The organism is Bradyrhizobium sp. WSM1743 (assembly GCF_000473065.1).
GTDB lineage: Bacteria > Pseudomonadota > Alphaproteobacteria > Rhizobiales > Xanthobacteraceae > Bradyrhizobium.
In genome coordinates this window covers 175041-195460 of record NZ_AXAZ01000001.1, presented here as the reverse complement: position 1 = coordinate 195460, position 20420 = coordinate 175041, and the positions used below count along the sequence as shown (strand labels likewise).

Here is a 20420-nt window from a genome sequence, read left to right as displayed (position 1 = left end):
AAATTTGTGCTTCCGCACGATCTCAGTCGATCTCATGCCGGACCTCCGCAAATGCCTTAACCGCGCCGTCGATGAAACCGGCGATATATTCGTTCGAGGTGTCGTTCTCTTCGCCGAAGCAAATCTCGTGGACTTCACCCGGATCAATCTGTTCGTAGGGGTCGATCGCCGCCCGGAGAGTTTCAAAGGGCTGCGAACGAACACAGCTTTCATCCGCCAATCGTTTTAGCCATTCGTATTCAGCATCGCGTTCGGCCCATAACCGCCCGGCCTGTGCTCCGCGCGTCGCGTCCGCTGCTTCAGTTTCGTGTTTCGACGCGCGAAGCCGATCAATCATGGCTCGACCAAGGCGATCGCTTGCTGGGCCTTCAGTGTCATCTCTTTGCGGTGCCATTCTGTCTTTGCATCCTGCTTGTGGGCGCAGTTCTCCGCCACCGAAGCAGCGAGTTTGCTGTCGGCGTGCTGTAGAGGACGATCGTTTGACTGCTATTCGGCGTTCGCTCTTTCGAAAGCCGCTTAGGAAAATAGCTTGCACACCGAAGTGGTCAAGACGCCTACACCGCGCGAGCTTCGTGCATTAGTGCCCATGGTGGGCACTTTTGGCCATGGTGGCCAATAGTGCCCATGGTGGGCAGAAAAACTTCAGGCTAATCAATCGTCAACAACTCCCGGGTGTATTCTCTTGTAAGATAAACATTTCCGAAAAAATTTTTTGCCCTGGGTTAGAGAGGTCGATTTGGCGCTTTGTTTCGTTCGGGCCGGTCTCTTCCCTTGCCGCTCAAAGGCAACGCGTATGCTGACTGTCACGGAACGAGTTTTACGCCAAAGAACTACATCGCCGCCTCGCGCTCCCGCTCCCGCTCCCATTCGGCGATCGCCGTCGCAGAGATGATCACCCGACGACCCAGGCGCATCTCGCGCGGGCCTTTCCCCTCCTTGCGCAGTTTGCGATAGAAGCCCTCCGAGAAGCCATACGAAGCGCGGAACTCTGCGATGGAAAAACCCATGCGCGCAATGTCGGCGGTGGCTTCGGCGTCTTCAGCCTTGGTCTTGTTTGCCATTGAACAAAAATCCCTCAACGAATGACGCTGAGGGGCTTAGAGTAACATGGGGTGATTTGGGGAGATGGTTATCAACCGCTATTTGACTTTTGAACACTGAGAACTACGGGGAAACGGGGGGCATCATCGCGCCAGCGGGATCACGTTGTCCGTGTGCGGCCTATCCTGTCGCACATCAGGCTCCGCATCGATAAGCAGACCTTTCTTGGTCAGGTCGCGCGACGCATTGCCGAGATAGCGGGCATAAGTGCGCTCGATCTCGACGACGCTGGTGTCATGGCTGTAGGCGATCAACCGCAGCGGGGTGTTGCTGCGGATTTGCCGGATGATGCTGCTATGCCTCATGGTATACGGCGTCAGTGACAGATCGAGATCAAGTCGTTCGAGCACAGCACGGAAGCGCGCCGACATATTCCAGATACGATCGAACAGCGGGCGCTTGCCGCCTCGCGTCGTCGCACGCTTGCGCAACATCGCCGCCAGCTTCGGCGTGATCGACACCGGGCGCTGTTCGGGATCGCGGTCCTTGCCCTTGTTCGAGCACCACAGCATGGCGTGCAGGTCTTCCGAATCATGGTCGCGCAGGTCGTGCGCCCACAGCTTCAGAGCTTGGCTCTCCCGCGTCCCAGTCACAGCCAGGACATCGATCAGCGCACCGAAGTCGGAATCCTCGACGTAGCATTCCTTTACGATGGCGAGGATGTCAGCGTCCGGCAGATAGTAGTTGTCGCGCGGCGGCGCGCTGCCGCCCTTCGTCTTCAGCGGCTTCAGGGCGTTCCGCCATGCGGCGACGTTCGTGATCCTCTTGTCGCGCTTCGCGGCGAGGTTCAGTGCGGCCTTGAACGACTTGCCGATGCGATTGGCGCTCGACAGCTTGAGCCCTTCTGCCACCAGTCCGTTGCGCCAGTTTGCCAATTCAATGTCAGTCAACAGCATCACCACCTTCGACAGCAGGGCCGGAGTCAGATGGTTGCGCACCGAAGTCGCGTTATATTTCGCGCCACCGCGCACCGCGAGGTCCGTCTCGTAGGCGGTGAGCGCTTCATCAACCGTGACCGGCTTATTACTGTCAGCTTCGCTGCCGCGAGCCAGCGCCAGCGCGCGCTTCTGTGCCTCCCAGAAGGACATTACGGTGTTGTTGTTGGCAGCCTCGAAGTCGTCAGCAACAGCGAAGCGCTTCAACCAACCCGCTTCGACGCTCCAGGTGCCGGGACCGGCATTCCTGCGATAGCAAAGGAAGATGCCGGGCGCGATCAGCAGCTTGTACGGCTTCTTTTTGATCGGCAGCTTGAGGCGGTTGGTTCGGTTTTTCAGGTGATTGGAATAGACGCTGCGCGCCATTGATCCTGCCCCTCGGTGTCCGCCAAAGTGTCCCTAAACTGGTGCTGCCGCCTAATGAGGTCTGGCGATGGCTCAGTGAGGGATACTTCAAACGTTACAATGATTTGCGTTCGGTCCGAAAGGTAGCATGCCGTTCAATGTGGTCAACTTTCTCCCCTTGTGGGAGAAGGTGGCGCGTAGCGCCGGATGAGGGGTCTCTATCCACGCGCACCAATCGTAAGCGTCGCTCGCGGAGAGAGACCCCTCACCCGTCTCGCCGCTATCGCGGCGAGCCACCCTCTCCCACAAGGGGAGAGGGTGAAGCCTCGTCGCTCGTTACGCCCCATACAGCCGCCGATATTCGTCCTCGTACGGCGTACAAGAGTCCTTCAGCGTCGCCATGTTCAGGAGCATCGTCGTTACCACCGCGTTCGTCTTGTCGAGCAAGATGCTGTGGTAATGCGCCGACAGGCAGCCGCTCTCGAACCATCTGCGCCTCGGCGGTCTCCGTGATCTCGGTCTCGAACGCGTTTGCAGTCATGGCTCCACAGGCAGCCATGACTAACAGGACCGCCACGGATGCGGCCAGCGATATTGACTTCGCTGAGCCATGCTTTTGACTGTCACAATCGCGTCGCGCAGCCGCAATCCTTCCCGCAGCGCAAACCCCACGCCGAACGAGACATGAGGACTTCCGAAATGGCGCTGTTGCAGGTCGAGCTGGACGACAAATACCGGCTCGAATCGAAGCGAATCTTCCTGTCCGGCACGCAGGCGCTGGTCCGCTTGCCCATGCTGCAGCGCGAACGCGACCGGCTCCAGGGGCTCAGCACCGGCGGTTTCATCTCAGGCTATCGCGGTTCCCCGCTCGGCATGTACGATCACGCGCTGTGGCGCGCGAAGTCGCACCTGCAGCAGCACGACATCGCCTTCGTTCCGGGACTCAACGAAGACTTGGCCGCGACCGCGGTCTGGGGCAGCCAGCAGGTCGGCCTGTTTCCCGGCGCCAAGGTCGATGGCGTGTTCGGCATCTGGTACGGCAAGGGTCCCGGCGTCGACCGCTCGGTCGATGCGCTCAAGCACGCGAATGCGGCCGGCACCTCGCTCAACGGCGGCGTGCTGGCGCTCGCCGGCGACGACCATGGCTGCCAGGTCCTCGACCCTGGCACATCAGAGCGAGCAGGTATTCGCAGCGGCGCTGATTCCCGTGATCAATCCCGCGACCCTGCAGGATTATCTCGACCTCGGCCTCTACGGCTTCGCGCTGTCGCGCTTCTCCGGTTGCTGGGTCGGCTTCAAGGCGATCAGCGAGACCGTCGAGAGCTCGGCCTCCATCTACAGCGATCCCGAACGCGTCAAGATCGTGCTCCCCGAGGATTTCGAGATGCCGGCCGGCGGCCTCAACATCCGCTGGCCCGATCCGCCGCTGGAGGCCGAGAAGCGCCTGTTCGGCCCGAAGATGGCCGCCGTGCAGGCCTTCGCCCGCGCCAACCAGCTCGACCGCATCGTGCTCGATTCCAAGCCGGCGCGGCTCGGCATCGTCGCGACCGGCAAGGCCTATCTCGATCTGCGCCAGGCGCTCGCCGACCTGGGCATTACTGATAAGGATGCGCAGGATCTCGGCCTTCGCATCTACAAGGTTGCGATGACCTGGCCGCTGGAGGAGAGCGGCGCGAAGCGTTTCGCCGAAGGTCTTCAGGACGTGCTGGTGGTCGAGGAGAAGCGCGGCTTCATCGAAGACCAGCTGATGCGCATCCTCTACAATATCGACGCATCGAAGCGGCCGACCGTCACCGGCAAGCGCGACGAGCGCGGTGCACCGCTCTTGCCGAGCGAGGGCGAGCTGACGCCGACCATCGTCGCGTCCGCACTGGTGGCGCGCTTGCGCAAGCTCGGACATCACAGTCCGATGCTGGAGCAGCGCCTCGCCCGGCTCGAGGCGTTCGACAATCCCGTCACCGCGAGCGCCCCGGTCAAGCTGGCGCGCACGCCGTTCTTCTGCTCGGGTTGCCCGCACAACACCTCAACGCGCGTACCCGAGGGCAGCCGCGCCATGGCGGGCATCGGCTGCCACGGCATGGCGCTGAGCATGCCGACCCGCCGCACCGACCTGATCTCGCATATGGGTGCCGAAGGCGTGAACTGGATCGGCCAATCGCCCTTCACCAGCGAAAAGCACATTTTTCAGAATCTCGGCGACGGCACCTACACCCATTCCGGGCTGCTCGCCCTTCGCGCCGCCTCCGCCGCCGGCATCAACATCACCTACAAGATACTCTACAACGACGCCGTGGCGATGACCGGCGGCCAGCCGGCCGAAGGCGCCTTCAACGTCGCGCAGATCGCGCACCAGGTCTGGGCCGAGGGCGTCAAGCGGCTTGCGATCGTCTCGGACGATCCGGGCAAGTATCCGCAAGGCAATTACTTCCCGCAAGGCGCGACCATCCATAACCGCCGCGAGCTCGATGCCGTGCAGCGCGAGCTGCGTGACATCAAGGGTCTCACCGTCATCATCTACGACCAGACCTGCGCCGCCGAGAAGCGCCGCCGCCGCAAGCGCGGGCTCTATCCCGATCCCGCCAAGCGCGCCTTTATCAACGAGCTCGTCTGCGAAGGCTGCGGCGATTGCTCGCAGGCCTCCAACTGCGTCTCGGTGCAGCCGCTGGAGACCGAGTTCGGCCGCAAGCGCCAGATCGACCAGTCGAACTGCAACAAGGACTTTTCCTGCGTCGAGGGTTTTTGCCCGAGCTTCGTCACCGTCCATGGCGGTTCGCTGAAGCGGATGAAGACCTCGGCGGTGGACTCCGGCCAGCTGTTCGCCGATTTGCCGCTACCGCCCGCGCGTGAGCTGGACGGCCCCTACAACATCCTCGTCACCGGCATCGGCGGCACCGGCGTCATCACCATCGGCGCACTGCTCGGCATGGCCGCCCATGTCGATGGCCGCGGCTGCTCGGCGCTCGACTTCACCGGCCTGTCGCAGAAGAACGGTGCAGTGATGAGCCATGTGCGCATCGCACCGAAGCCGGAAGACATTTCCGCGGTCCGCATCACCACCGGCGGCGCCGATGTCATCCTCGGCTGCGACATGATCGTCTCGGCAGGTCCCACTGCGCTCAGCCGCGCCGAGCGCGGCGTGACGAAGGCCTATATCAACGCCGATTTGCAGCCGACCGCGAGCTTCGTGCAAAACCCCGATCTCGATTTCGAGATGGGCACGATGCAGACCGTGCTGCGCGACGCCGTCGGCGACAAGAACCTCGACATCATCGACGCAACGGGCATTGCTGCCGCATTGATGGGCGACAGCATCGCGACCAATCCGTTCATGCTCGGCTTCGCCTTCCAGAAGGGCGCAATCCCGCTGTCGCTGGAGGCACTCCTGCGCGCGATCGAGATCAACGGCGCCGCGATCGAGATGAACAAGCTCGCCTTCACCTGGGGACGCCTCGCCGCCCACGACATGTCGCGGGTGCGCAGCGTGCTCCAGTTCAAGAACCGCGCATCCGCGCCGGCGAAATCGCTCGACGACATCATTGCGACCCGCGCGGAGTTTTTGACCGGCTACCAGGACAAGGCCTATGCCGACCGCTATCGCGCGGCGATCGCCAAGGTGCGGAAAGCGGAGAGCGCCGTTTCACCTGCATCGACGGAGCTGGCCGAGGCTGTCGCCAAGAACCTGTTCAAGCTGATGGCCTACAAGGACGAGTACGAGGTTGCACGGCTCTACACCGATGGCAGCTTTGCCAAGAAGGTGTCCGAAAAGTTCGACGGCGACCTCACGCTGAAGTACCATTTGGCACCGCCGATCTTCGCCAGGCGTGACAAGGCGACGGGCCGGCTCCAGAAGCAGGAGTTCGGCGGCTGGATGATCCACGCCTTCCGCGTGCTGGCGAAGCTCAAGTTCCTGCGCGGCGGCGCGTTCGACCCGTTCGGCCGCACCGAGGAGCGTCGCACCGAGCGGAAGCTGATCGAGGATTATGTGGCGATGATCGATCAGCGGATCCTCGGGCTGCAAGCGGCGCAGATCCCGCTCCTGGCAAGGCTCGCCCGCGTCCCCGAGACGATCCGCGGCTTCGGCCATGTCAAGGAAGCCAATATCAAGCTGGCGGCGGCCGAGACGGCGCGGCTGGAGGCGGAGCTGGAGAACAGCCGCTTTGCGGCTGCGGCGGAGTAGCGGAGCGAGCACGCGCTCTCTCCACGCGTCATTGCGAGCGTAGCGACGCAATCCAGAATCCCTCCGCGGAGACAGCCTGGATTGCTTCGCTTCGCTCGCAATGACGAGATTGTCGGACGTGCTCGCCACACAGTCGCTGTCATCGCCCGGCTTGCCGCCTTCGCTAAAGCTTCGGCGGCCGAGCACCCTTGTGGTCCGGCGTAGCCTTGGCGGAGCCGGGACCGGCCGCCGAGTACGCCGAGACGGTTGTGGCTCAACGATAGGCCGCGGCGTACTGGATGCCCGCCTGCGCGGGCATGACAGCGGTGGGATGACGAGACGGCGCCTACTCCGCCCTAGCGCGCCGGCTTGCGCTCGATCGGATCGATATCGATCGCGCGCAGGCGGCCGAGACGCAGCACGTCCATGGCGAGCCGCCGGCCGATCCGGTCGCGGTCGAGCACGCGGATCAGGTCGTCGACGCCGTTGATCTCGACGCCGTCGAGCTTGATCACGACGTCGCCGGGCAGCAGGCCCGCCTTCGCCGCCGGGCCGTCCGGCTCGATCTGCATCAACAGCGCGCCCATCTTGTTCTCGACGCCGGCCAGCACCGCGTGCCGTCGTGGGATCGGTGCGGTCTGTCCGGCAACGCCGATATAAGCGCGGCGGACATAGCCGTGGCGGATGATCTCCGACAGCACGAATTGCGCGGTGTTGCTGGCGACCGCAAAGCAGATGCCTTGCGCGCCGTTGATGATGGCCGTGTTGATGCCGATCACCTCGGCATTCGAGGACACCAGCGGCCCGCCGGAATTGCCGGGGTTGAGCGCGGCATCGGTCTGGATCACGTCCTCGATGGTGCGCCCGCTCACCGAGCGGATCGAGCGCCCGAGCGCCGAGACCACGCCGGCGGTCACGGTCGATTCGAAGCCGAGCGGATTGCCGATCGCAATCACGAGCTGACCGCGCCGCAGGCTCTTGGAGTTGCCGAGCGCGGCATAGGGCAAGTGGCGCACGCCATTGGCGCGCAGCAGCGCAAGGTCCGTATCGGGATCGACCCCGAGCACCTGAGCATCGCCGACATGACCCTCGACGTCGCGCAGCCGGATCTCCTTGGAGGAGCCGACCACATGGCTGTTGGTGAGCACGAGCCCGTCCGGCGAGATCACGATGCCCGAGCCGAGCCCGCCGCGCTCGCGGCCGTTCGGCACCTTGGGCCCGGTCTCGACCCGCACGACCGCGGGGCCGACGCGGTCGGTCACGTCGATCACGGCATTGGAATAGGCGTCCAGCAGGGCCCGCTCGTCGACCGGGGCAGACGCCGTCGCTCGCGATGACGGTGCGTCATCGGCGATATCTGAGGTGAGATCCAACATGGCAAGAGTCCTTGAGGCTCACACAGATGGTGGTCTGTTCCTGCCGGCGCAAGGGATCCGCCTGGGTCGCAAGGCTGGACTGCCCAGGTGGCTAGGGTGTGCGTCGCAGCGAGCCGCCTCTTGCCTTGACCGGATCGAGCAGCGACCAGTCGCCATCCGGGAGCACGTGCCCCTTGGGAAACGGCGCGCGCAGCTCCAGCCCCAGCGAGCGCAGCACGCGGTCGTCGCGGTAGTAGCATTGCAGGACCACGCGGACGAGTGTTGCAGCGGCGACTCCGCCGGAGATGCGGAACTGCTGGACGACACCGTCGCGCGCGGCCGGCTCGAGGTCGGCCAACGGCATGCCGGCCAGCCGCGCCAGATGGTCCAGCGCCGCCGCCACCTGTTTGGTGTCGCGGCCGAGCGTTGCCAGCATGTCGGCCTGGATCTCGGGATCGTCGGCGCCGGGCACCTTGTACTCGTCGCTGGCAGGAACGATCATCGCCGCGATGGTGCTCAAGTCCTGACGCTGGCGTGGTGTGAGGGGCAGTTGATCAGACATGTCGTTCTCTTCTAGCGCTCGTGCGGCGATGAAGGTCTGCTCCCTTCCCCGCTTGCAGGGGAGGGTTGGGGAGAGGATGTCTCCGCAGAGAGACTCCCCCAGAGGAGAGAGCCCTCACCCGGCGCTTCGCGCCGACCTCTCCCGCAAGCGGGAGAGGTGCACCGAGGTCGCCGCTCGCTTGAATCCACATCATGCTCAATCAAACAAATTGGCGAGACGCTGCTTCATCTGGTCGGCGATGTACAGCGCGAGGGCCTGGATGGTGGAGGTCGGGTTCACCCCGCCCGAGGTGACGAAGATGCTGCCGTCGACGATGAAGAGGTTCTTCACGTCGTGCGTGCGGCCCCATTCGTTGACGACGGAGCGCTCGGGGTCGGTGCCCATGCGCGCGGTGCCGAGCAGATGCCAGCCGCCCCACGGGATCGGCGAGTTGACGCAGATGTCGCTCGCGCCGGCCGTTTCCAAAAACTCCCGGCCGCGCGCCAGCGCATGCTCCATCATCTTCCGGCTGTTCTCGCTGATGGTGTAGTCGACCTTCGGCGCGGGAATGCCGTGGCTGTCCTTGAGGACCGGATCGAGCGTCACGCGATTGTGCTCCTCCGGCAGGTCCTCGCAGATCGCGGAGAAACCCAAGCGGTGGCCGTTGAGCTTGCGGAAGACGCGGTGATGATCCTCGCCCCACGGCAAGATGCCCTTCTGCTCGCTGACCACGGCCTCGAACACCGGCCCGGCCCCGCGCACGAACTGGACGCCATAGCCGCGCACGAAGCCGCGCGACAGGTCCGTGTCGTACCACTGCTTGCTCCACAGGCAGGTCGGCGGCGCACGGTTGCTGTCCGTCGGCTCCTTCACATAGCCGTAGATCTGCGCATAGGGGTGGAACATCAGGTTCTTGCCGACGAGGCCGGACGAATTGGCAAGGCCATTCGGGAAACGGCCGGACGCGGAATTCAGCAGCAGCCGCGGCGTGCCGACGCCATTGCAGGCGATGATGACGACGTGGGCGGGCTGAAACTGCTCGATGCCGTCCTTGTCGTAGTAGACCACGCCCGAGGCCATGCCGTTGTCGTCGGTGGTGATCTCGCGCACCCGGCAATGGGTGCGCAGCTCGACACCGGCGCGGATCGCATGCGGCCAATAGGTGATGTCGGTCGATGCTTTCGCGCCTTGCGCGCAGGCCGGCGTGCAATGGCCGAGATTGATGCAGCGCGCCCGGCCCTCATAATCCATCGTCGCGACCGTGGTATCCGACGGCCACCAGTGCCAGCCGAGCTTGTTCATAGCCTTGGCGATGATGGCGCCGGACAATCCGAGCGGCTGCTGCGGCATCGGCGGATGCGTCAGCGGCGAGAGCGGATCGCCTGACAGGCCTGACGTGCCCATCATGCGGTCGTTCTCTTCGAAGAACGGGGTCAGCGCGTCGTAATCGATCGGCCAGTCGTCGGCGACGCCGTCGAGCGTCTTCACTTTGAAATCGGAAGGGTGCAGCCGCGGCCAGTGCGCGGTGTACATCACGGTCGAGCCGCCGACCGCATTGTAATTGACGACCTTGATCGGGGAGTTGTCGTCGTTGATCGGGTAGTCCTCGGGGCGGCCGCGGACGTTCGGGCTCGACGACCATTCGCCGTAGAACTTGGCCTCCCAATCCCGGCCCGTGCTGGGATATTCCGCCGGGTTCATCCAGCCGCCCTGCTCCAGGCAGAGGATGTGCATCTTGGTCTCGGCCAGCGACCACGCCACCGCGGCGCCGGAGGCGCCGGCGCCGATGATCAGGACGTCAACGGGGTCTTTCATTGCAGCCTATTCCCTCCCCCTCGCCGCTTCCCGGGCGATTCGGCCTTGCGCGGTCAGCGAGGCCGGCGAACGATAGGGTCAGAGCGACGGCCGAGTAAAGCCGCGAGGCCGGAATGTCGCACTTCGCAGGGTGCAGACCATTGGTATCGCGTCGGCCCGATGCTAGGAACAGGGCGCACGAGCCATCGATAGCGAGACCGTATGTCCTTCCGAAATTTCTTTGCCGCCGCCCGCGCTTTTGCGCTCGTTTCGTTTTTCGCCTTGCCCGGATTTCTGGCCTCATCCGGGGCAGCCTCGGCGCTCACCGGCGCCGCGACGGTCCGTGACGGCCACTCCATCCAGCTCGGCGACGTCACCTACCGGCTCGACGGCGTCGACGCGCCCGAGCTGGACCAGGTCTGCATCGACGATCACGCCGATTCCTGGACCTGCGGCATCGAAGCCCGCGACCAGCTGACGAAGCTGATCAACAAGCGCTCTGTGCGCTGCGACGATGTCGGACCTGAGAAGAGTTTTGGCAAGCGGCACCGCGCCATCTGCACGGCCGAGGGCGACAAGGCCAGCTTGAACGAGCAGCTGATCAAGCTCGGCTTTGCCCTCGCGCGCGAGCCGATCAAGGCCAACGTCAAGCCGGCAGCGACCGAGGCCAAGACGGCGGCGGCTGGCATCTGGAAGGGCTGCTTTGTTGCGCCGCAAGATTTCCGTAGCGGCAAGAAGGACGGCGTGCTGCTCGGCGCCGCCTGCCGGCCCGACCGCGACAAGGAGATCCGTGCCGTGCTGTTTCCGGAGGAGCTGACGATGCCGCCCAGCTGTAGCATCAAGGGCAAGCTCGCGGTGCGCGCCCGCGTCACCGGCAATATCGGCATCTATCATCTGCGCGGCTGCCCGAGCTATCCGGCGACCACCAAGCCCGACCGCTGGTTCTGCTCGGAAGACGACGCCCAGGCCGCCGGTTTCCGCAAGGCCTATAATTGCCGCCGGCCAAAGTGAGCGAGTTGGTTCACGCATCCGTGAGTGGTACTCCGAGACCATATTGATCCGGAATTGAACTTCATCGGCAGCTGCTGCACTTATCAACATACGCAAGCGCCTTGCGCGAGCGTTTCCTTGGCAGCAATCCGGCTCCGGCCCGATTGTCTTTGCTCGGGCGTTTCCTCCCTAGACTTGGGCCGCTTGTCACCACAAGCGGCTCTTCTTTCTTGTGCGGTTCTATCACTGCATCCGCATGATCTGGTCCATCGGCGGCATGTTCGCGTTCAGATGCGCCATGATCCAGACCGTGCCGCCCACCACGAGGAAGACGATCAGCAGTCCAAAGGCGAGCGCCAGCACGTTGTTGGTGTTGTCGGGGCCGGTGGTGATGTGCAGGAAGAATACGAGATGCACACCCATCTGTGCGATCGCAAGCACGATCAGCGCGACGGGAATCGAGGGTTGCCAGACCAGATCCGTGCCGGCGATGAAGAACGACGTCGCCGTCAGCAGCAGCGCAAGCGCGAGCCCGACGACATAGCCCAGGATCCGCTCGCCGACACTGTGTTGCTCTTCCTCGCCCGGAGCGAGATCGTGGTGGGCGGTCAGATGCATCTCGTCGCTCATGGCGCACTCCCAAGCAAATAGACGACGGAGAAGATAGCGACCCAGATGATGTCGAGCGCATGCCAGAACAGCGCAAAGCACATCATCCGCCGCAAGATGTCGGCGCGAAAGCCCTTTGCGAACACCTGGGCCATCATGGTGAGGAGCCACAGGATGCCGGCAGAAACATGCAGGCCGTGGCAGCCGACCAGCGAGAAGAACGTGGTCAGGAACGCGCTGCGTGAAGGGCCGTAGCCACGCGCGACGAGGTTGGCGAATTCGCGGAACTCGATGGCCAGGAATATGAGCCCGAGCACGCAGGTCACGCTCATGCCGAGATAGAACCAGAACCGGTTGCGCACGTCGGCGGCGATGCTGGCCATGCCGCAGGTGAAGCTCGACAGCAGCAGGCAGACCGTCTCGATCGCGACATTCCTCTGCTCGAAAATCTCCGCACCCTTGGGCCCGCCGGCGGTCTGGCCGACCAGCACGGCATAGGCCGCGAAGAAGCAGGAGAACATCACGATGTCGGAGAGCAGGAAGATCCAGAAGCCGTAGGCGGTCACGATCCGCTTCGGGGCAGGTCCGGGATGCTCGATGACGACGCCGATGTGATGGGGATCGGCACGGGCGTGGTCGGCGGTCGCGGTCATCGCCATCAGACTGCTCCCGCCATGCTGACGAGGCTGCGCCGCTCCTCGAGATTGACGCGATCTATGCGGGCAACTTCTTCGGCCGGGATGACGTATTCGTCATGATCGCGCCAGGCGAACACGACGAAGGTCGCGAACGCGCCGATACCCCCCAGGATCACCATCCACCAGATGTGCCAGATCAGCGCGAATCCCATGATGGTGGCGAAGAACGCGCAGACGAAGCCGGTCGGAGAATTGCGCGGCATCTCGATGTCCTGATATTCGGGCACTTCATGCTCGAACGATTGCTGCCGGGCATGCGCCTTCATCGCCCAATAGGCATCCTCGCCGCGCACATCGGGATGGAAGGCGAAATTGAACACCGGCGGCGGCGACGAGGTCGCCCATTCCAGCGAGCGCCCGTCCCAGGGATCGCCGGTGCGATCGCGCAGCGCCTCGCGATTGCGGATGCTGACCACGAGCTGCATGATCTGGCAGATCACGCCGATCGTCAGCACGGCCATGCCGACTGCCGCAACGATCATCCAGGGCCGCCAGGCCGCGACGTCATAGTGCTGCATGCGCCTGGTCATGCCGAGCATGCCAACAATGTAGAGCGGCATGAAGGTGACGTAGAAGCCGAGAAAAGTGAACCAGAACGCGGCCTTGCCCCAGCGCTCGTCGAGGCGGAAGCCGAACGCCTTCGGAAACCAATATTCGAAACCGGCGAAGGCGCCGAACAGCACACCGCCGATGATGACGTTGTGGAAGTGGGCGACCAGGAACATGCTGTTGTGGAGCATGAAGTCGGCCGGCGGCACGGCGACGAGGACGCCCGTCAATCCGCCGATGATGAAGGTGACCATGAAGCCAACTGCCCACAACATCGGCGTCGCAAAACGGATGCGGCCGCCATACATCGTGAACAGCCAGTTGTAGATCTTCACACCGGTCGGCACCGCGATGATCATGCTGGCGATGCCGAAGATGGCGTTGACGTCGGGCCCCGCCCCCATCGTGAAGAAATGATGCAGCCAGACCATGAACGAAATGACGCAGATCGCCATGGTCGCCAGCACCATCGAGCGGTAGCCGAACAGCGCCTTTCCGGAGAACGTCGAGACCACCTCGGAGAAGATGCCGAAGGCGGGCAGCACCAGGATGTAGACCTCGGGATGGCCCCAGGCCCAGATCAGGTTCATGAACATCATGACGTTGCCGCCGGCCTCGTTGGTGAAGAAGTGGAAGCCGAGATAGCGGTCGAGCAGCAGCATCGCGAGCGTGGCCGTGAGGATCGGAAAGGCCGCGACGATGAGAAGGTTCGAGGCCAGCGTGGTCCAGCAGAACATCGGCATGCGCAGATAGTTCATGCCCTTCGTGCGCAGCTTCAGCACGGTAGTGACGAGATTGATGCCGGCCAACAGCGTACCGACGCCGGAGATCTGCAGCGACCAGGCGTAATAGTCGACACCGACGCCCGGCGAGTAGGACAATTCCGACAGCGGCGGAAAGGCGAGCCAGCCGGTGCGTGCGAACTCGCCGACCACGAGCGAGATATTGACCAGCAGCGCGCCGGTCGCGGTCAGCCAGAAGCCGACGGAATTCAGCGTCGGGAACGCCACATCGCGCACGCCAAGTTGGAGCGGCACGATCAGGTTCATCAGCCCGATCACGAACGGCATCGCCACGAAGAAGATCATGATGGTGCCGTGCGCCGAGAAGATCTGGTTGTAGTGCTCCGGCGGCAGATAGCCCTGTGATTGGTAGGCCACCGCCTGCTGGATCCGCATCATGATGGCGTCGCTGCCGCCGCGCAGCAGCATCACCGAAGCCAGCAGGATGTACATGACGCCGATGCGCTTGTGATCGACGCTGGTGATCCATTCTCGCCAGAGATAGGGCAGATGTCCCTTCACCACGACCCAGATCAGCACGGCGAGGATCGCGACCAGCACCACCGCGCCGGCGACGAGCGGGATCGGCTGATCGAACGGAATGGCCGACCAATCGAGCTTACCGAGCATCATGGCCTCCACTGTGCGACCGGCCAGCTTCGGATGCGAGCTCCGGCCCGGGTCCCGGCGGAATGTGCTGGGTCGCGATCAGGTCGAACAGCCGGGGATCGTCCAGGCGGTAGACGGGCCGGCCCTTCTCTATGCCCTGCTGCATCAGCTTCTTGTAGCTGTCCGCATTGAGCACGGCATCGGTCTTCGCGGTGGCTGCCACCCACTCCGGAAAGGCGAGTGGCGAGATCACGTTGACGTCGAACATCATGTCCGGAAAGCCGTCGCCGGAGAAATGCGCGGACAGGCCCTGAAGCTTGCCTTCATTGTCGGCGCGCAGGTTCAGCTTCGTCACCATGCCGTTCATGGTGTAGATCATGCTGCCGAGCTGCGGGATGAAGAACGTGTTCATCACGCTCGACGATGTCAGCTGGAAATTCAGCTCGGCGCCGACGGGCACCGTCAGCGTGTTGACGGTGGCGATGCGCTGGTCCGGATAGATGAAGAGCCATTTCCAGTCGAGCGACACGGCCTGGATCCGCACCGGGCTGCCGGTGCCCGGCACGGGCGCGGCCGGATCGAGCTGGTGCGAGCCGATCCAGGCGACGCCGCCGAGCAGGATGACCGTGAGCGCCGGGATTGCCCACACCACCATTTCGACGCGGCCGGAATAGACGAACTCGGGCTGGTACCGCGCTTTGGGATTCGAGGCGCGAAACCAGAAGGCAAAAGCCAGAATCGCGAAAATGGTCGGCACCACGATCACGAGCATGATAAAGACGGAATCGACCAGGATGGTGCTGTTGGCCGCAGCCACAGGCCCTTGCGGATCGAGCAGATTCATCGGCAAGCCATTGGCGGTTGGGAAGCCCCGGGACTGAGCCTAGCGCGGGAAAGGCTCCGGCAGCAAACGCAGCGGCCTCAGAACGGTTCCTGGATTGCAAGGTTCAGTCATGCGATAGGCCGCCCGCAATATGCAATTCCATGTGATGTCAATGACATGCACGCAGGAGCCACGCCCTTCTCTCCGATCGGCACGATTGCTAATCTGCACGAAAATAATGGACGAGCCTGGGAGTGAGCCGAGATGCGCTTGAAGGACAAGGTCGCGATCGTCGTCGGCGCAGGGCAAAGCCCCGGCGAAGGCATGGGCAATGGCCGCGCCACCGCGCTCACCTTCGCACGCGAGGGCGCGAAGGTGTTGTGCGTCGACCACCATCTGGAGTCGGCGCAGGAAACTGTGGCGATGATCACCGCGAAACACGGCACCGCCGCGGCCTTCAAGGCCGACGTGACCCAAGCTGCCGACATCAAGACGATGGTGGCCGACGCGCAAACGCGCTGGGGCCGGATCGACGTGCTGCACAACAATGTCGGCGTCAGCCTGTCCGGCGGCGATGCCGAATTGCTGCAACTGACCGAGGAGGCGTTCGACCGCGTCGTCGCCATCAATCTGAAGAGCTGCATTCTCGCCGCAAAGGAAGTGATTCCGATCATGCGCGCGCAGAAGAGCGGCGCCATCATCAACATCTCCTCGATGGCGGCGATCACGACGTATCCCTATGTCGCCTACAAGGCGACGAAATCGGCGATGATCGCCTTCACCGAACAGCTCGCCTACCAGAACGCCGAATACGGCATCCGCGCCAACGTCATCCTGCCCGGCCTGATGAACACGCCGATGGCGGTCGACACCCGCGCCCGCGAATGGCACAAGACCCGCGCCGAGGTCGAAGCCGAACGCGACAGCAAGGTGCCGCTGCGCAGGAAGATGGGCACCGGATGGGACGTCGCCAACGCCGCGCTGTTTTTGGCGAGCGAGGAGGCGAATTTCATCACCGGCGTGACACTGCCCGTGGATGGTGGTGCGAGCGTGAGACGGGGGTAGGTGAGCACGCGGCTCTTACCCTCCCCTGGAGGGGGAGGGTCGATGCGCATGCAGCGAAGCGGAATGCGCAGCGGGGTGGGGTGACGGTCTCTCCGCATCGAACACCGCCTGAGTGGAGAGATCACCCCACCCCGGCGCTTCACGCCGACCCTCCCCCTGCAGGGGAGGGTGAAGTCAGTGCGTCACCCGCCAGATCGTGCCGTTGCCATCCTCCGAGATCAGCAGCGATCCATCCTTCGCCACGGCAGCACCGACTGGCCTGCCCCACACCTCCGAGTCGCTCACCACGAATCCCGTGACGAAATCCTCGTACTCGCCGGTCGGCTTGCCGTCCTTCATGCGGATACGGATGACCTTGTAACCCGTGCGCTTGGAGCGGTTCCAAGAGCCGTGCTCGGCGGCGAAGGCATCGCCCTGGTATTCGGACGGAAACTGCGTGCCCTGGTAGAAGGTCATGCCGAGCGAGGCCGAGTGCGGCTGGATCAGCACATCAGGCACCGTCACCTTGTTCTTGAGGTCCGGCCGCGCGCCGGCATGGCGCGGGTCCTCGTTGCCGCCGATGTAGAACCACGGCCAGCCGTAGAACGCGCCCTCCTTCACGCTGGTGACGTAGTCAGGCACGAGATCGTCGCCAAGGCCGTCGCGCTCGTTGGTCGAGCACCAGGGCAGGCCGGTCTGCGGCTGGATCGCGAGGCCGACGCAGTTGCGGAGGCCGGTGGCGTAGATCTTTCGCTCCTTGCCGTCAGGATTGAAGGCCAGCACCGCGGCACGCTCGAGCTCGCTGGCCCATGTTGCCCCAAGCGGCTGCGTCTTCGACCACGCCTCCATCCCGCCCGGCGGCGTGCCCATGCCCTCGGCGACGTTGCTGAGCGAGCCGACGGAGACGAGCATGCGGTTATTGTCGGGCGTGAAGACGATGTCGCGGGTGGAATGACCGCCGTCATGCGGCAGGCTCGCCACAATCGTCTCCGCCTTGCCGCGCGCCTTGAGATCACCGGCCTGATAGGGAAAGCGGACGACGCTGTCGGTGTTGGCGACATAGATCCATTGCGGATTGTCGCCGTTCGGAAAGAAGGCGATCCCGAACGGTTGCCGCAGGCCGCTGGCGAACACCTCGTTGGTCGTGGCTTTGCCGCCCTCCCCGGCGCGCAACACACGGACGTTGCCGGCCCGCGTCTCGGCGACGAAGACATCGCCGTTCGGCGCCACGCGTACTATGCGCGGCGCGCGCAAGCCTTCGGCGAACAGCTCGATCTTGAAGCCGGCCGGCACCTGGAGCGCGGCCTCCGGCGGACGCGGCACCACGCGTGATGAGCTCGCAACCGACCGCGTGGCGCCCGGCCTGACCAGATCCTGCGGCCGGATCAGTCTGACCGTGCCGGGCTTGTCGGCCCGCCAGTCGCCATAGGCGTCCTTGCCTTGCAGCACCGGCTCGGCCTGCGCGCCGACCGCAAACGCGACCAGCAGCCCTGCGAGCATCGCCACGAACGATATCCTGTTGCTCACGTCGTCTTTCTCCCCGCCTTGCAAATGTCGCGCGTCAACGCCGATCACCCGCAAATGGTCTGCAGCAGGTCCGCCCCTGCCGAATCCCACGTCAGCTCATGCCCGCACGATGTGCATCAGCTGCAGCCCATCATACTGGAAAATGCAGCTGATCGGTGCGACACATTGTGAGGGCAGCGGCGGCCGGTTGCAGTCATCGAGGCTGCGGCATGGCTGTCGCGACTGATAAGGAAGATCATGTGGGGATCCGTCATATCGGAATGGGCGAGCCTGCTGTTGCGCTGGCTGCACGTGGTGGCCGCGATCGCCTGGATCGGCAGTTCCTTCTATTTCATCGCCCTCGACCTCAGCCTCAGGTCCAGAAGTGACCTGCCTGATGGCGTGCAGGGCGAAGCCTGGCAGGTCCATGGCGGCGGCTTCTACCGGATCATGAAATACCTGGTGGCCCCGAGCCAGATGCCGGACGAGCTGACCTGGTTCAAATGGGAGGCCTACACCACCTGGCTGTCCGGCTTTGCGCTGATGGTGGTGGTGTATTATCTCGAGGCCGATCTGTTCCTGGTCGACAAGTCGATCCTCGACCTCACGCCATTCCAGGCGGGCCTGTTTAGCTTCTGCAGCCTGGCGCTGGCATGGCTGCTCTATGAGGCCGCCTGCCGCACTGGGCTGGCGCAGCGTGAGCTGCCCTTTGCCATCGGCGGCTATCTTTTCCTGGTCGCGCTCACTTACGCCTTCACCCATGTGCTGAGCGGCCGTGGCGCCTTCAACCAGATCGGCGCGATCATCGGCACCATCATGGTCGCCAATGTCTTCGCATTGATCATCCCGAACCAGAAAAAGATCGTAGCCAGCCTCATCGCGGGCCAGGCGCCCGATCCAAAGCTCGGCAAGGCCAGCAAGGAACGCTCGGTCCACAACAATTACCTGACGCTCCCCGTCGTCGTGCTGATGATCAGCAACCACTATCCCCTGCTCTACGCCACCCGCTTCAACTGGATCATCGTCGCGATCATCCTGGCGCTGGGACCGGTGATCCGCCACTTTTTCAATGAGCGCCATGCCGGGCGCAAATCGCCGTGGTGGGTGTGGGGCGTGGCGGCGGCCGGCGTGATCGCGATCCTCTTCCTCTCCGCGGCCGGTCCGCGCGAGGTCAAGACGGGTGCATTGTCGACACCGCCGACGCTCGCCAATGTCGAGGAGATCGTGATGTCCCGTTGCAGCATGTGCCACGCGGCCGAGCCGGTCTGGGCCGGCATCGTCACCGCGCCGAAAGGCATCCTGCTCGATGCGCCCGAGCACATTCATCGCAATATCCGCCTGATCGGGCGTGTCGCCGCCTGGTCGAATGCCATGCCGCCGGGCAACATCACGGAAATGACCGGCGAGGAGCGCGCCATCCTCGCCGCCTATCTCGAGCAGGCGCGCTGACGCGCGTCGCACGAGGATGCGTTGCGCGGAATGAAATTCCGCATCTAGCGCTGAATTGAAAATGACTTGGCCGCCTATCCGGCGTAGACATGACCGGCAGCCGCCGGCGCGGCCTACAGTCAGTTTGCAATCGGGGAAGAACAGTGGCCCTCAAGAACATCATCGGTATCGACCACGCCGTGGTCATGGTGAAGGACCTCGACCAGGCCGCCGAGAACTATCGGCAACTCGGCTTCACCGTGTCCCCGCGCGGCACCCACAGCGTCCATATGGGCACGGGCAACTACACCATCATGTTCGACCCCGACTACATGGAGCTGCTCGGCGTGCTCGCTGCGACCGAGCTCAATGCCCCCGCGCGTACCTTCCTCGACAAGCGCGGCGAAGGTATCGAGCGTATCGCCTTCACCGCAGTCGATTCCGCCGCCGGCGCCGAGGAGATCCGTGCGCGGGGCCTGGAGCCGATCGGCCCGACCGATTTCGAACGTCCCGTGACGCTGCCAAACGGCACGGTCTCGGCGGCGAAATTCCGCACCTTCATGTGGCCGACCGCGGAAGCACCGGGCGGCGTGCGCATCTTCGCGTGTCAGCACAAGACCCGCGAGACCGTGTGGATCCCCGAGCTGATGAAGCACGCCAATGCTGCCAAGCGGATCAAGCAGACGCTGATCGCAACACCGGAGCCAGCGCAGGAAGCCGCGCATCTCGCACGCCTGATCGACCGCGAACCGACGACCGACGCCGACGGCGCGGTCACTGTGCCCTCCGGCGGCGAGCGCGCCGACTTCGTCTATCTGACGCTGGATCAGCTCGCCAAGCGCTATCCCCGCGTCCCGCTCGCGGGACTCTCCGAGCGCGGCGGCGCCGCGCTGGTGCTGGTCAGCGGCGATCTCGCGGCGACCGAAAAGGCGCTCGGTTCGGCAGCCGTGCGGAGCGGAGCCGCGATCTGCGTGCCGCCGGCCAAGGCCAACGGCACCCTGCTCGCCTTCGTTGCGGGCTGATTTGAACGAATGCCGATCAAGGCGCTGCATCTCTGCGGTTCCCGTAGATCCGCGGGCCGACCGCGCGTGTCCTGCGGCGGGAACACCGTACTAACACCGGTCGCCCTTCGGAATCGCAGCTTCGCCGCAATTG

General features: G+C 64.0%; 15 protein-coding genes and 1 pseudogene. 5 read left to right on the top strand and 11 right to left on the bottom strand.

The window, feature by feature from the left end:
• Positions 1–22: 22 nt before the first annotated feature.
• From YU9_RS0100975 to YU9_RS0100965, 3 genes are all read right to left on the bottom strand, one after another.
• A complete protein-coding gene (locus YU9_RS0100975; protein WP_027571082.1) occupies positions 23–337 on the bottom strand; it encodes a hypothetical protein in 315 nt (104 codons plus the stop codon).
• A gap of 493 nt (positions 338–830) precedes the next feature.
• Complete coding sequence (locus YU9_RS0100970) at positions 831–1061, bottom strand: hypothetical protein (protein WP_036016756.1); 231 nt, start codon at positions 1059–1061, stop codon at positions 831–833.
• Positions 1062–1184: 123 nt separating this feature from the next.
• The gene (locus YU9_RS0100965) at positions 1185–2402 is read right to left on the bottom strand and encodes a hypothetical protein (RefSeq protein ID WP_027571080.1); all 1218 of its coding nucleotides are present in this window, start codon (positions 2400–2402) and stop codon (positions 1185–1187) included.
• 678 nt (positions 2403–3080) lie between these two features.
• Between YU9_RS0100965 and YU9_RS40555 the strand changes: the two are divergent.
• Positions 3081–6558, top strand: a pseudogene (locus YU9_RS40555) (indolepyruvate ferredoxin oxidoreductase family protein).
• A gap of 335 nt (positions 6559–6893) precedes the next feature.
• Here the strand turns inward: YU9_RS40555 and YU9_RS0100950 are convergent.
• The 3 genes from YU9_RS0100950 to YU9_RS0100940 form a co-directional block, all read right to left on the bottom strand.
• The gene (locus tag YU9_RS0100950; RefSeq protein ID WP_027571079.1) at positions 6894–7913 is read right to left on the bottom strand and encodes a S1C family serine protease; all 1020 of its coding nucleotides are present in this window, start codon (positions 7911–7913) and stop codon (positions 6894–6896) included.
• A 91-nt stretch (positions 7914–8004) separates the two neighbouring features.
• Positions 8005–8454, bottom strand: a complete 450-nt coding sequence (locus tag YU9_RS0100945) for a hypothetical protein (RefSeq protein ID WP_027571078.1) — start codon at positions 8452–8454, stop codon at positions 8005–8007.
• Between the two features lie 195 nt (positions 8455–8649).
• Entirely contained in the window at positions 8650–10248 is a 1599-nt protein-coding gene (locus tag YU9_RS0100940; RefSeq protein ID WP_027571077.1) for a GMC family oxidoreductase, read from the bottom strand.
• Positions 10249–10449: 201 nt separating this feature from the next.
• Between YU9_RS0100940 and YU9_RS0100935 the strand changes: the two genes are divergently transcribed.
• On the top strand, positions 10450–11238 hold the full coding sequence (locus YU9_RS0100935) for a thermonuclease family protein (protein ID WP_027571076.1): 789 nt from the start codon (positions 10450–10452) through the stop codon (positions 11236–11238).
• 222 nt (positions 11239–11460) lie between these two features.
• Here the strand turns inward: YU9_RS0100935 and cyoD are convergent, their stop codons facing one another.
• The 4 genes from cyoD to YU9_RS0100915 are packed head-to-tail and all read right to left on the bottom strand — an operon-like array spanning position 11461 to position 15308.
• Positions 11461–11847: a cytochrome o ubiquinol oxidase subunit IV gene (cyoD, locus tag YU9_RS0100930; protein ID WP_027571075.1), complete on the bottom strand. Its 387-nt coding sequence runs from the start codon at positions 11845–11847 to the stop codon at positions 11461–11463.
• Positions 11844–12485: a cytochrome (ubi)quinol oxidase subunit III gene (locus tag YU9_RS0100925; RefSeq protein WP_027571074.1), complete on the bottom strand. Its 642-nt coding sequence runs from the start codon at positions 12483–12485 to the stop codon at positions 11844–11846. Before YU9_RS0100925 ends, cyoD begins: the two co-directional genes overlap by 4 nt.
• Positions 12485–14485: a cytochrome o ubiquinol oxidase subunit I gene (gene cyoB / locus YU9_RS0100920; protein ID WP_027571073.1), complete on the bottom strand. Its 2001-nt coding sequence runs from the start codon at positions 14483–14485 to the stop codon at positions 12485–12487. Before cyoB ends, YU9_RS0100925 begins: the two co-directional genes overlap by 1 nt.
• Positions 14475–15308 (bottom strand): ubiquinol oxidase subunit II, encoded by an 834-nt coding sequence (locus YU9_RS0100915; RefSeq protein ID WP_027571072.1) that lies wholly within the window; start codon positions 15306–15308, stop codon positions 14475–14477. Before YU9_RS0100915 ends, cyoB begins: the two co-directional genes overlap by 11 nt.
• 243 nt (positions 15309–15551) lie before the next feature.
• Between YU9_RS0100915 and YU9_RS0100910 the strand changes: the two genes are divergently transcribed.
• The gene (locus YU9_RS0100910; protein ID WP_027571071.1) at positions 15552–16352 is read left to right on the top strand and encodes an SDR family NAD(P)-dependent oxidoreductase; all 801 of its coding nucleotides are present in this window, start codon (positions 15552–15554) and stop codon (positions 16350–16352) included.
• 174 nt (positions 16353–16526) lie between these two features.
• On the opposite strand, the gene YU9_RS0100905 is transcribed toward YU9_RS0100910, so the two are convergent.
• Positions 16527–17858, bottom strand: coding sequence for a sorbosone dehydrogenase family protein (locus tag YU9_RS0100905; protein ID WP_027571070.1), 1332 nt, complete (start codon positions 17856–17858; stop codon positions 16527–16529).
• Between the two features lie 237 nt (positions 17859–18095).
• Here YU9_RS0100905 and YU9_RS0100900 point away from each other — a divergent pair, with 237 nt between their 5' ends.
• Together YU9_RS0100900 and YU9_RS0100895 are read left to right on the top strand one after the other, a co-directional pair.
• Positions 18096–19286, top strand: a complete 1191-nt coding sequence (locus YU9_RS0100900; protein WP_027571069.1) for a urate hydroxylase PuuD — start codon at positions 18096–18098, stop codon at positions 19284–19286.
• 143 nt (positions 19287–19429) lie between these two features.
• Positions 19430–20287: a VOC family protein gene (locus tag YU9_RS0100895; protein WP_027571068.1), complete on the top strand. Its 858-nt coding sequence runs from the start codon at positions 19430–19432 to the stop codon at positions 20285–20287.
• The last annotated feature ends 133 nt before the right edge of the window (positions 20288–20420 follow it).